Raw genomic sequence first — 12,850 nt, forward strand, 5'->3', positions numbered from 1 at the left:
GAGTAACTGGGTTACTGTCCAGACATGTGTCCAGAACAGCAGGTGACTGATGCCTAGGTTCCAGCCCAACCCACCCCGGCGCCCGGCCTACATCACCGGTGCGTCGTCGGGGATCGGCGCGGCCACCGCGCACGCGCTGGCCGAGCTGGGCCATCCCGTCGCCCTGGGGGCTCGCCGGGTGGCCGAGTGCCAGGTGCTCGCGGAGAAGATCCGGGCCGACGGCGGAGAGGCCTTCGCGCACTACCTCGACGTCTCCTCAACGGAGTCGGTGCAGGAGTTCGCCACCGCGGCGGAGGCCGCGATCGGCCCGGCCGAGATCGTGCTCTCCGGGGCCGGCGACCAGGACTTCGCGCTGGTGCACGAGATGGACCCCGAGCGCTTCGAGCTCCAGGTGAACGTGCACCTGGTGGGCACGCAGCGGCTGGCGCACCGGCTGCTGCCGGGGATGATCGAGCGTCGCCGGGGCGACTTCGTGGTGATCGGGTCGGACTGCGCCGACCAGCCCCGCCCCCGGATGGGGGCCTACAACGGGGCCAAGACCGGTGTCGAGGCGCTCGCCCACCAGATGCGGATGGAGCTGGAGGGCACCGGCGTCCGAGCCTCCGTCGTCCGGCCGGGGCCCACCCAGACCGCCATGGGCATGAACGCACCGTCGGAGGTGATCGACCCGCTGATCGCGGACTGGGAGAAGTGGGGCTTCGCCCGCCACCCGTACTTCCTGCGCGCCAGCGACATCGCGGCGGCCGTGGCCACCGTGGTCTCCACCCCGCGCGGGGCACACCTGGTCCTCGTCGAGGTCCAGCCCGAGGCGCCCCTGCGCCAGGACGACCCAGCAAAGGACAACCGATGACCACCTCCGTTCCCCAGCGTGTCTCCGGCGGACAGACCGAGCACGGCCACCTCGACGAGCTCCGCACCGACCCGATCGCCCTGATGCGGCGGGTGCGCGAGGAGTGCGGCGACGTCGGCACCTTCCAGCTGGCCGAGCGCAACGTGGTGCTGCTCTCCGGCGCCGAGGCCAACGAGTTCTTCTTCCGCTCCTCCGACGAGGACCTCGACCAGCAGGCGGCCTACCCGTTCATGAAGCCGATCTTCGGCGAGGGCGTGGTGTTCGACGCCAGCCCGGAGCGGCGCAAGGAGATGCTGCACAACCAGGCCCTGCGCGGCGAGCAGATGCGCGGCCACGCCGCCACCATCGCCGCTGAGGTCGACCGGATGGTCGCGCAGTGGGGGGAGTCCGGGGAGATCGACCTGCTCGACTTCTTCGCCGAGCTGACCATCTACACCTCCTCTGCCTGCCTCATCGGGCAGAAGTTCCGGGAGCAGCTCGACGACCGCTTCGCCCACCTGTACCACGAGCTGGAGCAGGGAACCGACGCGCTGGCCTTCGTCGATCCCTACGCCGACATCGAGAGCTTCCGCCGCCGGGACCAGGCGCGGGTGGCGCTGGTCGCGCTGGTGCAGGAGATCATGGTCGGCCGCATCGCCAACCCGCCCGCCGGCAAGGAGGACCGGGACATGCTCGACGTCCTGGTGTCCATCAAGGACGAGGACGGCACGGAGCGCTTCACCGCCGACGAGATCACCGGCATCTTCATCTCGATGATGTTCGCCGGGCACCACACCACCTCCGGCACCGCCGCCTGGACGCTGATCGAGCTGCTGCGCCACCCCGACCAGATGAAGAAGGTCGTCTCCGAGCTGGACGAGCTCTACTCCGACGGCTCCGACATCAGCTTCCGCGCGCTGCGGCAGATCCCGGTGCTGGAGTCGGTGCTCAAGGAGACCCTGCGGCTGCACCCGCCGCTGATCATCCTGCTGCGCCTGGCGCGGGGTGACTTCGAGGTCGGTGGCTACCGGATCGCGGAGAACGACCTGGTCGCGGCCACCCCGGCCATCTCCAACCGGATCGCCGAGGACTTCCCCGAGCCCGACCTGTTCAACCCGGAGCGCTACATCGACCCCAACCAGGAGGACATCGTCAACCGGTGGACCTGGATCCCGTTCGGGGCCGGACGGCACCGCTGCGTGGGGGCGGCGTTCGCGATGATGCAGCTCAAGGCGATCTTCTCCGGGCTGCTGCGCGACTACGAGTTCGAGATGGCCCAGCCCGCGGAGTCCTACCGCAACGACCACTCCAAGATGGTCGTCCAGCTGGAGCAGCCCTGCCGGGTGCGGTACCGGAGGCGGGTGAGCTGATGAAGGTGACCGTCGACCTCGATCTCTGCCAGGGCCACGCCATGTGCGCGCTCGAGGCGCCCGACGTGTTCACCGTGCCCAAGAACGAGAAGGTCCACATCCTCGAGCCGGAACCGGCCGAGAGCCTGCGCGAGGACGTCGAGCAGGCCGTCCGCTACTGCCCCACCCGTGCGCTGCGCCTGGAGGAGTCCGGCGACGCCAACCTGAAGGAGACCCCCGATGGCCCCGTTTGACCGCGCCGAGCTCGACGAGATGGTGCAGCGCTGGATCGACGAGAACAAGCGCTGCGAGGAGAAGCGGGACTGGAAGCCGCTGGCCGAGATGTACACCGAGGACGCCACCTACGGCTGGAACTACGGCCCCAAGGACGACTTCATGGCGGTCGGCCGGGACGAGATCCGGGAGATCGCCCTGGGCCAGGAGATGTTCGGCCTGGAGGGCTGGGAGTACCCGTACCAGGAGGTGGTGGTGGACGATCGCACCGGCAACGTGATCGGGCTGTGGAAGCAGACCGCAGACCGGAGGCGCCCGGACGGGACGCCCTACGAGGTGCACGGCATCGGCGGCAGCTGGTTCCGCTACGGCGGCAACTTCCAGTGGTCCTGGCAGCGGGACTTCTTCGACTTCGGCAACGTCTCCCACCTGTTCCTGGAGATGATCACCGCCAACGCGCTCTCGGACGGGATGAACGAGCGGATCGCGCGCTCCGGCAAGGGCCGACTGCCCGGCTGGTACCGGGTGGGGCAGGCCCCGGTCCCGCTGTGGTGAGCCCGCTGCGCGCGGCTCCCGCCGCGACGTCGCCGTTCGCCGCGCTCAGCCGCGAGCAGCTGGCGGTGCTGCTGCCCGAGCTGCTGCTCACCGGGCAGCTCATCGACCGCTCCGGCATGGCGCACGTCATCGGCGCGTTCGGCCGGGAGGCCATGGTCGAGGTGGCCATCGAGGAGTGGCAGAGCTCCAGCCCCATCTACACCCGGCGCATGCAGCAGGCGCTGGGCTTCACCGGCGACAGCGTGGAGACCATCTTCAAGGGCCTGCAGCTGGACATCGGGGCGCCACCGCAGTTCATGGACTTCCGCTTCCGGGTGGACGACCACGACCACGGCGAGTTCTGGCTGGACCACTGCGGTGCCCTGATGGACGTGGAGCCGATGGGCGAGGAGTACGTCCGTGGCATGTGCCACGACATCGAGGATCCCACCTTCGACGCCACCGCGCTGGCCACCAACGACCGCGCCCAGGTGCGGCCGATCCACCGACCGCCGCGCGACCCGGCGGGCCGGCACCCGCACTGCGCGTGGACGGTGGTCATCCACGAGTCGCACACGCCGCCAGCCGTGCCCGACGGGCTGCGCGCCATCGAGAAGTCCGCGGCCGCGGGGCTGGAGCTCACTCCGATCAGCTCCGCGGGGGAGGGCCACCACGACTACGCCGGGCCGCTCCTCAGCGACCTGCGCTTCGGCGACTTCTCCCAATCGGCGCTGGTGCGGATGGCCGAGGAGGTGTGCCTGCAGCAGCAGCTGCTCACGCTGGGCTTCCTGCGCTCGCTGCGGGCTCGTACCGATGAGGCCAGCGTGCGGGAGATCGCCCGCAAGCAGCTCACCGGCATCGCCGGGCTCACCGCCGAGCGGCTGCGCGACGCGCTGGAGCTGGGCGACGACCTCGCCGCGCTGGCCACCGTGCTGACGGTGCACCCGCTGGTCAACCCGCACCAGTACGTGGACGCCGAGGTGGTGCACGGCGCCCGCCTCGAGCTCCGGCTGGGCCGTCAGGCCGCCGCGGACGCCGACGGTGCCTGGCCCACGCTGGTGGACGGCGAGCACCTCGAGGCGCTGCACGCGCTGGTGCGCGGGGTCAACCCGCACTTCGCCGTGGAGGTGCTGGCGGAGGACGAGCAGGCGCTGACCGTCGGCGTGCGGGTGGCGGAGGAGCCGGCCAAGGAGGCGTCGGAGGTGCGGATCACCCGCTTCAGCACCGGCGCCGACTTCGCGTTCGCCGATCGCGGGATCCCGCTGCCGCTCACCGTGCTCTAGGGGGTACTTGCAGACGTACCAACCTGCGGCACGGTACGTCTGCAAGTACCACCAAGCGGAGGGTCAGGCGCTGGCCACCGGGGTTCGGCCCAGCTTGCCGGCCAGCCGGCCGAGGTAGGCCACCACGTCGGCCTCCGGCTTGTCCGGCAGGCCGTAGATGGTCTCGGTGACACCCAGCTCGGCCCAGCGCGCCAGCTTCTCCGGGTCGGGCTTGCCGTCGAGCACCGCCACCTGTGGGGCGCCCTCCCGTCCGGCGTCGCGCCACATCTGCTGCAGCACCGGCACCCGCTCCTCCACGCCCTCCTGGGCCGGCGTGGTGAGCCAGCCGTCGGCCGAGCGCACGATCCACGCGAAGTTCTTGTCCGTGCCCGCCGCGCCCACGAGCACCGGCACGCGCGGCTGCTGCACCGGCTTGGGCCACGCCCAGGACGGTCCGAAGCTGAGGAACTCCCCGTCGTAGGAGGCCTGCTCCTGCGACCACAGCGCCTGCATCCCCTCCAGGTACTCCCGGAGCATGGTCCGCTTCTTGGCCAGCGGGACCCCGTGGTCGGTGAGCTCGTCGAGGTTCCAGCCGTAGCCGACGCCCAGGGTCACCCGGCCGCCGGAGAGGTGGTCCAGCGAGGCGATCGTCTTGGCCAGGGTGATGGCGTCGCTCTCCACCGGCAGCGCCACCCCGGTGCCCAGGCGGATGCGCTCGGTCACCGACGCTGCGGTGGCCAGCGCAACCCAGGGGTCCAGGGTGCGCATGTAGCGGTCGTCGGGCAGCGAGGAGTCACCGGTGCGTGGGTGCGCCGCCTCCCGCTTGACCGGGATGTGGGTGTGCTCGGGGACGTAGAACGAGTCGAACCCGTGCTCCTCGGCGGCGCGCGCCGCAGCAGCCGGGGTGATGCCCCGGTCGCTGGTGAACAGGGTGATGCCGTGCTTCACGTGCTCTCCTCGGTGCTCAGGGGCTTTTCCAGACCCTAGTCCAGACACCTGTCCAGCGACAGGGCTTGGGTGTACTTGCAGACGCACCAAGGGCGGCGCCAGGCAGCAGCAACCGCTGCCCAGACGCCGCCCCAGGGGACGTGCACACCACCTACAGCCCGGCCATCGACTCCAGCCGCAGCAGGTGCTCGGACGGCTGGCCGAACAGCTGGGCGGTGCCGTGTGCGCGCTTGAAGTACAGCTGCGCGTCGTGCTCCCAGGTGATGCCGATGCCGCCGTGCAGCTGGATCGCCTCGCCCGCCACCGTGCTGAACGCCTCGGAGCAGTACACCTTGGCCGTCGCCGCCAGCTCTGCAGCGTCGGCGGTGCCCCGGGAGACGGCGTCGGCAGCGGCGTAGGAGATCGATCGCGCGCTCTCCACCAGCACGTACATGTCCGCCATCCGGTGCTTCAGCGCCTGGAAGGAGCCGATCTGCCGGCCGAACTGCCTGCGGTCCTTGGTGTAGGCCACCGTCAGGTCCAGCACGGCCTGCGCGCCGCCGACCTGCTCGGCCGACACCGCCACCACCGCGACGGTGCGCAGCTTCTCGGCCAGGTTCTCCGGTGCGGACAGCCGGGTGGCGGCCACGCCGTCGAAGTCCACCGTGGACAGCCCGCGGGTGGGGTCCATGCTGGGTCGTGCCGTCCGGCGCACGCCCTCGGCGTCCGCCGCCACCTCGTGCAGCGAGATCGCCGCGCCGTCGGTGGCGAGCACCAGCAGCACGTCGGCATGCTCGCCGTCGAGCACGTAGTGGGCGCTGCCGTGCAGCACGCCATCCCGCACCGCCACCCCAGGGGTGTCCCAGCCGGCCGCGCTGGCCCAGCACACCGCCACGGTGGACTCACCGGAGGCGATGCCGGGCAGCAGGCGGGCGCAGGCTGCGTCGTCGCCGGAGAGCAGCAGGGCCTGCACGGCCAGCACCGCCGAGCCCAGCATCGGGGTGGGAGCGAGCCGGCGACCCAGCTCCTCCTGCACCACGTGGCACTCCATGAACGTGGCGCCCACGCCGTCGTAGGTCTCGGGGACGGCCAGCGCAGCCACCCCCACCTGCTGGCACAGCCGCTCCCACAGCGCAGTGTCGTGGCGCTGCTCGGCCTGGATGGCCTTGCGCACCGCGGCGGAGTCGGAGTGCTTGCTCAGCAGGTCGCGCACGGACGCGCGCAGGTCGGCCTGCTCCTCGGTGTCGATGCCCGGGGAGTCGGTCACCGGTGAGCTCATGCCGGCTCCGCCGCGGACACCGCCGCCAGCACGCGGGCCCGGTGCACCGCGGGGGTGCCCCACGAGGTGAGCAGTGCGCGCGTGCGGGTCAGGTACAGCGACAGGTCGTGCTCCTGGGTGTAACCGATGGCACCCATCACCTGCAGCGCCGTGCGGGCCGCGCGGTTGGCCGCAGCGCCGCAGGCGATCTTGGCGGCGGAGACGTCCCGCGAGACGTCCGCAGCGCGCTCCACGTCGCTGACGCCGTCCACGGCCAGTGCCGCGCCGAGCAGCAGCGGGCGGGCCATCTCCAGGGCGATCGCGACCTCGGCCAGGTGGTGCTTGATGGCCTGGAAGCTGCCGATCTCGCGGCCGAACTGCTTGCGCGCCTTGGCGTACTCCGTGCTGATCGACAGCATGGTCTGGCCCAGGCCCTGCAGCTGGGCGGCGGTGGCCAGCGCGGCCAGGTCGAACGCCCGGGTGGTGTCCACACCGGTGGCCAGGCTCGCGCCCGCGGTCAGCGGGAACAGGCTGCGCGCCGGGTCCACCGACTGCTTCGCGGCACCGGGCTCACCCACGGCCAGCGCGCCGTCGGCGTCCACCAGCAGGGTCAGGTCGGCGACGCCGGCGTCCACCGCGAAGGGCACGTGCGGCGCCCACGCCAGGGTGGCCAGCTGGCCCTCGGCCAGGCTCTCCAGGCGGTCGGTCAGTCCCGCGGCGGCCAGCAGGGCCGGCGCGGCCGCGACGGTCTCGGCGACCGGTCCGGGCACGCAGTGGCGGCCCAGCTGCTCCACCGCCACGATCATCTCCACGGCCCCGGCGCCGAAGCCACCGTGGTCCTCGTCGATGACCAGGCCGTTGACGCCGGTCTCGGCCAGCCGTGCCCAGACCTTGCGGCCGGGCTCGGTGTCGCCAGCGCCCCAGGCGCGGACCACGGCGGGCAGGTCGGACTTGGCCAGCATCGAGTCGATGCTGGCACCGAGCTCCTTGTGCTCCGGCTCAAGGACGAATCTCATCGGTCGCCCCTCGGTAGGCCGAGCAGCCGCTCGGCGATGACGTTCTTCTGGATCTCGTTGGTGCCGGCGTAGATCGGGCCGGACAGGGAGAAGAGGTAGCCGTCGGTCCAGCCGTCGGCCAGCTCGGCGTCGGCGGCCTGCAGCTCCAGGGCGGTCTCGTGGGTCGCGATGTCCCACTCCGACCAGAACACCTTGTTGATGGAGGACTCCAGGCCCAGCTGGCCACCGTCGGCCAGGCGGGTCACGGTGCCGAAGGTGGACAGCTGGTAGGCGCGCGCGCCGATCCAGGCGTCCACGATCTGCTCGTCCACGGCGGTGCTCACGGTGTCGGCCTGGCGGGCCCGCAGCGCGAGCAGCCGGTCGACGGTGGCGAGGAAGCGGCCGGGCGAGCGCAGCGAGAGGCCACGCTCGTTGGCCGCGGTGCTCATGGCCACCTTCCAGCCGTTGTTCACCTCGCCGATCACGCCGGAGGACGCGGGGTCCTCGGGGGAGTCGGGGACGAACACGTCCTCCAGGAACAGCTCGGCGAAGCCGGGCTCACCGTCGAGCTGGGCGATCGGGCGAACGGTGACGCCCGGCGCGCGCAGGTCGAACATGAAGTAGGTGATGCCCTTGTGCTTGCCGGCCTCGGGGTCGCTGCGGAACAGCCCGAACCCCCAGTCGGCGAAGCTGGCGCGCGAGCTCCAGGTCTTCTGCCCGTTGAGCACCCAGCCGCCGTCCACCCGCTTGGCGGTGGAGCGCAGGCTGGCCAGGTCGCTGCCGGACTCCGGCTCCGACCACGCCTGCGCCCAGATGTCCTCCGAGCGAGCCATGCGGGGCATGATCCGGTCGAGCTGCTCGGGCTTGGCGTGCTCGAACAGGGTGGGGGCCAGCAGGAAGATGCCGTTCTGGCTCACCCGTGCGGGGGCACCGGAGCGGTAGTACTCCTCCTCGAAGATCACCCACTCCAGCAGCGACGCGTCGCGGCCGCCGTAGGCCTTGGGCCAGGAGACGACGGCCAGGCCGGCGTCGGCGAGCCGGCGCTCCCACTGCCGGTGGGCCTCGAAGCCTTCGGCGGTGTCCATCGACGGCAGCGGCTCGGCAGGCACGTTCGCCTGCAGCCAGCTGCGCACCTCGTGACGAAACGCCGTGGTGGCGTCGTCGAACTGCAGGTCCACGGTTACTGCCCCTTCTTCGCGGAGTCGCGCATGGAGCGGGCGTCCATCCCGCCCAGGGAGTCGCCGTCGGCCTCGGCGTTGGCGGAGTGGGCGAAGTGGTGCCACCCGAACACCGAGTCCATCGCGTTGCGCAGGCCCATCTGGTCCTCGCAGATGTTCACGGCCTTCTTGGTCAGCGACAGGCCCAGCTGCGGCATCTCGGCGATGTTCGCGGCGATGGAGGCGACCTTGGCCTCGAGCTCCTCGCGCGGCACGACGTGGTTGACCATGCCCCACTGCTCGGCCTTGGCGGCGCTGAAGCGCTCGCCGGTGTAGAGGATCTCCTTGGCCCGGCGCGGGCCGAGCACGAAGGCGTGAGCGAAGTACTCCACGCCGGGGATGCCCATCCGCACCACAGGGTCGGAGAAGAAGGCGTCGTCGGAGGCCACGATGAAGTCGCAGATCCAGGCGAGCATCAGCCCGCCAGCGATGCAGGCGCCGTGCACCTGGGCGATCACCGGCTTGGGGATCTCCCGCCAGCGGCGGCACATGCCCAGGTAGACCTCGAGCTCGCGGGCCAGGCGCTGGTCTCCGCCGCTGCGGTCGGTGTGGTCCCAGTGCAGCGCGGCCTTGTTCTCGTACTGCACGTGGAGGTCGCGCTCGGGCGTGCCGATGTCGTGGCCGGCGGAGAAGTGCTTGCCCTTGGCGCGCAGCACGATGACCTTGACCGAGGCGTCCTCGACGGCCTTGATGAAGGCGTTGTCCAGCGAGTAGGTCATCACCGAGTTCTGGGCGTTGCGGAACTCGGGGCGGTTCAGGCTGACGTAGGCGACCCCGTCGGCCACCTCGTAGGCGACGGGCTGGGTGTCGGGCCCGAGCTCGTCCTGGCTCAGTGGGGCGGGGATGGAAGCGTGGGTCATGTCCGTCCGTTCCGTGTGCCGTGCACAACTACTACCTAGCAAGTGCTTGGTTGGGATGCTACGGCGGTTCCGCCGGCACCACCATGGTCAGTCCCGGCGCAGCTCGCGCTTGAGGATCTTGCCGCCGGCGTTGCGGGGGAACTCGTCCACGAGCACCACCGAGCGGGGCACCTTGAAGCCCGCGAGCTTCTCCTTGCTGTAGGCGATGACGTCGTCCGCGGTGAGTGCGGAGCCGGGCCGGACCCGCACGAACGCGCGCCCCACCTCGCCCAGGCGGTGGTCGGGCACGCCGATGACCGCGGACTCCACCACGCCGTCGAGGCGGGCGAGCGCCTGCTCGACCTCGGCGGGGTAGACGTTGAACCCGCCGGAGATGTACATGTCCTTGAGCCGGTCGGTGATGCGCAGGTAGCCCTGCTCGTCGATGGTGCCGACGTCGCCGGTGTGCAGCCAGCCGTCCGGGTCGATGGTCTGCGCCGTCGCCTCCGGGTCGTCCAGGTAGCCCTTCATCACCAGCGGGCCGCGCACCAGCAGCTCCCCCTGCTCGGACAGCCGCATCTCCATGCCCTCGATGGCTCGGCCGCACGTGGTGGCCACGGTGACGTCGTCGTCGCCGGGCAGGCAGGTGCTGACGAACCCGCTGGTCTCGGTCAGCCCGTAGGCGGTGACGACCACCTCGAAGCCCAGCTCGGCCTGCATGCGCTCCATGAGCACCACCGGGACGATGGCCGCGCCGGTGGTGGCGAAGCGCAGCGAGCTGAGGTCGTGGTCGGCCCGCTCGGGGGCGTCCAGGATCGTCTGGAAGATGGTCGGGGCGCCGGGGAAGACGGTGGCGCGCTCGTCCTGGATCAGTGCCATGGCGGCGGTGGGGGAGTACACCGACAGCGGAATCATGGTGGCGCCGTAGTAGAGGCAGACCAGGATCCCGGCCTTGTAGCCGTAGGAGTGGAAGAACGGGCTGGCGATGAGGTAGCGGTCGTCCTCGGTCATGTCGCCGATGGCGCCCCAGAGCCGGCCGACGGTGACACCCTGCTGGTGGGTGGCCAGCACGCCCTTGCTGCGTCCGGTGGTGCCGGAGGTGAACAGGATGTCGGCGATGTCGTCACCGGTGAGGGCGTCGGCGCGGCCGTCGGCCTGCGTGCGCAGCTCGTCGGTGCCGGTGGCCAGGAAGTCGTCCCACTCCAGCACGCCCTCCACCGGGGCGTCGGCAGCGCCCAGCGGGACGCGCACGATGGTGTGCAGCTCGGCGGCGGCGGCGAGGTCACCGTCCGCGGCGGCGCGCAGCTCGGCCAGCCGGTCGGACCTGAGGAACGTCCCGGCCACGACGAGCGCCACGGAGTGCGACCGCTGGACCAGGTCGAGCGTCTCGGCGCCGGTGTACCGGGTGTTCACCGGGATGAGCGTCGCGCCGGCGTAGTGCACGCCCAGCGCCGCGATGATCCAGTGGTGGGTGTTGGGCGCCCAGACCGCCACCCGGTCCCCGGCCTGCACGCCGCTGCCGACCAGCGCGCCGGCGAAGGAGCGAACCTCCTCGAGCAGCTCCGACCAGGTCAGCCGCACGTCCTGTCCGGGCTGGACGTCCGCGACCGCCGTGCGTCCGCCCCACCGTGCTGCGGCGCGCCGCAGCGCGTGCGGCGTGGTCGGGACAGCGCCATCCCCTGTGTCCGTAGCCACCGTTCCTCCGATACCTAGCAAGTGCTTGGTAGGTTACCGTAGCAGGGCATTGCCGGGGTGACTGGCGAGCGGTTCAGGCGGAAGGATCAGACGGTGACGACCCAGGAGCGTGCGGAGGACGAGGTCCTCGCCCACGAGGTCGGGCAGTGGCTCGAGGAGAACCTGACCGGCAGGTTTGCGGACCTGCGTGGCAAGGGCGGGCCCGGCAGCGAGCACGAGTTCTTCGAGGACCGGCTGGCCTGGGACCGCCACCTGGCCGCGGCCGGCTGGACGTGCCTGGGCTGGCCCACCGAGCACGGTGGGCGGGCCGCGACGCTGGAGCAGCAGGTGCTGTTCCACCAGGAGTACGCCCGGGCCAACGCGCCGGCACGGGTGAGCCACGTGGGCGAGGAGCTGCTCGGGCCCACGCTCATCGCCTTCGGCACGGAGGAGCAGAAGAAGCGCTTCCTGCCCGGCATCAAGAACGTCACCGAGCTCTGGGCGCAGGGGTACTCCGAGCCCGGCGCCGGTTCCGACCTCGCCAACGTCTCCACCACCGCCCGCCTGGAGGGGGGCAAGTGGGTGATCAACGGGCAGAAGGTGTGGACGTCGCTGGCCCACGTGGCGCAGTGGGCGTTCGTCATCTGCCGCACCGAGCCCGGCTCGCAGCGGCACAAGGGGCTGAGCTTCCTGCTCGTCCCGCTGGACCAGCCTGGCGTCACCATCCGCCCCATCCAGCAGCTCACCGGGACCTCGGAGTTCAACGAGGTCTTCTTCGACGACGCCGAGACCGAGGCCGAGCTGGTGGTCGGCGAGCCCGGCGAGGGCTGGAAGGTCGCCATGGGGCTGCTGCAGTTCGAGCGCGGGGTATCCACGCTCGGCCAGCAGATCGGCTTCCGCCGGGAGCTCGAGGCGGTCGTGGCGCTCGCCCGGGCCAACGGGGCGGACACCAACCCGGTGGTGCGCGAGCGCATCGCCCGCGCCTGGCTGGAGCTGCACGTCATCCGGGCCCACGCCGTCCGCACCCTCGCGACGGTGGACACCGGGGGCAGTGGCGGGGAGGCCTCGGCCGCCAAGCTGCTCTGGGCGAACTGGCACCGCAACCTCGGCGAGCTGGCCATGCAGGTGCAGGGTGCGGCGTCGCTGGTCGGCCCGGACGCCACGAGCGAGGGCGTGCCCAACAACCTGCACGACCCGGAGCACCTGGAGCTCGACGAGCTGCAGCGACTCTTCCTGTTCACCCGGGCCGACACCATCTACGGCGGGTCCAACGAGGTGCAGCGCAACATCATCTCCGAGCGGGTGCTGGGCCTGCCGCGCGAGGCGCGTCCGTAGGCCGGTGACGCAGGCCATATCGCCCGGTGGGGCGGTTCGTGCCAGCATGAGACCAGCGGGAGCGGCGCTGCCGGGCTCTGACCAGCAGGTTCGCCCCGCCCGCGGGGTGCTGTCCAGGCGATTTGACGTGGCCCCGCGGAGTGCGTAAATTTCTCCTTGTCAGCGAGGCGGACGCCGAACCGGTCACTACGACGGTCACGAGGTTGGACGCCGGTAGCGGACCACCTGCGGTACTGAGCACCTTCGGGTGCGTGTACAGTAGGACAAGTACGAACAAGCCCCCGGATGCACCGGCTGAATAGGCCGAGGTTTTTGGGTGTGCGTGTGTTCTTTGAGAACTCAACAGTGTGCCGATGAATGTCAGTGCCAATTTATTTTGTTTTGGCTCCTTCATTCG

The 12,850-nt window shown here is 70.9% G+C and carries 12 protein-coding genes; 6 read left to right on the forward strand and 6 right to left on the reverse strand.

The window, feature by feature from the left end:
- Positions 1–49 precede the first annotated feature (49 nt).
- From AC3YO9_RS06545 to AC3YO9_RS06565, 5 genes are read left to right on the forward strand one after another with little or no spacing between them, the layout of a single operon-like run.
- Entirely contained in the window at positions 50–850 is an 801-nt protein-coding gene (locus AC3YO9_RS06545; protein WP_127781888.1) for an SDR family oxidoreductase, read from the forward strand.
- Positions 847–2,199, forward strand: coding sequence for a cytochrome P450 (locus tag AC3YO9_RS06550; protein WP_127781889.1), 1,353 nt, complete (start codon positions 847–849; stop codon positions 2,197–2,199). The genes AC3YO9_RS06545 and AC3YO9_RS06550 overlap by 4 nt, the downstream gene beginning before the upstream one ends.
- Positions 2,199–2,432 (forward strand): ferredoxin, encoded by a 234-nt coding sequence (locus AC3YO9_RS06555; protein WP_127781890.1) that lies wholly within the window; start codon positions 2,199–2,201, stop codon positions 2,430–2,432. The genes AC3YO9_RS06550 and AC3YO9_RS06555 overlap by 1 nt, the downstream gene beginning before the upstream one ends.
- The gene (locus AC3YO9_RS06560; protein WP_489982533.1) at positions 2,419–2,967 is read left to right on the forward strand and encodes a nuclear transport factor 2 family protein; all 549 of its coding nucleotides are present in this window, start codon (positions 2,419–2,421) and stop codon (positions 2,965–2,967) included. The genes AC3YO9_RS06555 and AC3YO9_RS06560 overlap by 14 nt, the downstream gene beginning before the upstream one ends.
- Entirely contained in the window at positions 2,961–4,229 is a 1,269-nt protein-coding gene (locus AC3YO9_RS06565; RefSeq protein ID WP_489982534.1) for a hypothetical protein, read from the forward strand. Before AC3YO9_RS06560 ends, AC3YO9_RS06565 begins: the two co-directional genes overlap by 7 nt.
- A 63-nt stretch (positions 4,230–4,292) precedes the next feature.
- Here AC3YO9_RS06565 and AC3YO9_RS06570 read toward each other — a convergent pair whose 3' ends face one another.
- The 6 genes from AC3YO9_RS06570 to AC3YO9_RS06595 all read right to left on the reverse strand — a co-directional run bounded on the left by AC3YO9_RS06570 (position 4,293) and on the right by AC3YO9_RS06595 (position 11,139).
- Positions 4,293–5,156, reverse strand: coding sequence for an LLM class F420-dependent oxidoreductase (locus tag AC3YO9_RS06570; protein ID WP_489982535.1), 864 nt, complete (start codon positions 5,154–5,156; stop codon positions 4,293–4,295).
- A 151-nt stretch (positions 5,157–5,307) separates the two neighbouring features.
- Positions 5,308–6,414 carry an acyl-CoA dehydrogenase family protein gene (locus AC3YO9_RS06575; RefSeq protein ID WP_489982536.1) on the reverse strand — a complete coding sequence of 369 codons (1,107 nt, stop codon included), beginning with the start codon at positions 6,412–6,414 and terminating at the stop codon, positions 5,308–5,310.
- Complete coding sequence (locus AC3YO9_RS06580; protein ID WP_127781894.1) at positions 6,411–7,409, reverse strand: acyl-CoA dehydrogenase family protein; 999 nt, start codon at positions 7,407–7,409, stop codon at positions 6,411–6,413. The genes AC3YO9_RS06575 and AC3YO9_RS06580 overlap by 4 nt, the downstream gene beginning before the upstream one ends.
- The gene (locus tag AC3YO9_RS06585; protein WP_127781895.1) at positions 7,406–8,566 is read right to left on the reverse strand and encodes an acyl-CoA dehydrogenase family protein; all 1,161 of its coding nucleotides are present in this window, start codon (positions 8,564–8,566) and stop codon (positions 7,406–7,408) included. Before AC3YO9_RS06585 ends, AC3YO9_RS06580 begins: the two co-directional genes overlap by 4 nt.
- A 2-nt stretch (positions 8,567–8,568) precedes the next feature.
- A complete protein-coding gene (locus AC3YO9_RS06590; RefSeq protein ID WP_489982537.1) occupies positions 8,569–9,465 on the reverse strand; it encodes an enoyl-CoA hydratase in 897 nt (298 codons plus the stop codon).
- A gap of 87 nt (positions 9,466–9,552) precedes the next feature.
- Positions 9,553–11,139: a FadD3 family acyl-CoA ligase gene (locus AC3YO9_RS06595; RefSeq protein WP_489982538.1), complete on the reverse strand. Its 1,587-nt coding sequence runs from the start codon at positions 11,137–11,139 to the stop codon at positions 9,553–9,555.
- Positions 11,140–11,232: 93 nt separating this feature from the next.
- Between AC3YO9_RS06595 and AC3YO9_RS06600 the strand changes: the two genes are divergently transcribed.
- Positions 11,233–12,453 (forward strand): acyl-CoA dehydrogenase family protein, encoded by a 1,221-nt coding sequence (locus AC3YO9_RS06600; RefSeq protein ID WP_127781898.1) that lies wholly within the window; start codon positions 11,233–11,235, stop codon positions 12,451–12,453.
- Positions 12,454–12,850 lie beyond the last annotated feature (397 nt).

The organism is Rhodococcus sp. Z6_132 (assembly GCF_058133635.1).

What these genes read in the sequence shown, in the direction of transcription:
- AC3YO9_RS06545 (WP_127781888.1), top strand. Translation starts at nt 50, where the DNA reads ATGCCTAGGTTCCAGCCCAACCCACCCCGGCGCCCGGCCTACATCACC.
- AC3YO9_RS06550 (WP_127781889.1), top strand. Translation starts at nt 847, where the DNA reads ATGACCACCTCCGTTCCCCAGCGTGTCTCCGGCGGACAGACCGAGCAC.
- AC3YO9_RS06555 (WP_127781890.1), top strand. Translation starts at nt 2,199, where the DNA reads ATGAAGGTGACCGTCGACCTCGATCTCTGCCAGGGCCACGCCATGTGC.
- AC3YO9_RS06560 (WP_489982533.1), top strand. Translation starts at nt 2,419, where the DNA reads ATGGCCCCGTTTGACCGCGCCGAGCTCGACGAGATGGTGCAGCGCTGG.
- AC3YO9_RS06575 (WP_489982536.1), bottom strand. Translation starts at nt 6,414, where the DNA reads ATGAGCTCACCGGTGACCGACTCCCCGGGCATCGACACCGAGGAGCAG.
- AC3YO9_RS06580 (WP_127781894.1), bottom strand. Translation starts at nt 7,409, where the DNA reads ATGAGATTCGTCCTTGAGCCGGAGCACAAGGAGCTCGGTGCCAGCATC.
- AC3YO9_RS06590 (WP_489982537.1), bottom strand. Translation starts at nt 9,465, where the DNA reads ATGACCCACGCTTCCATCCCCGCCCCACTGAGCCAGGACGAGCTCGGG.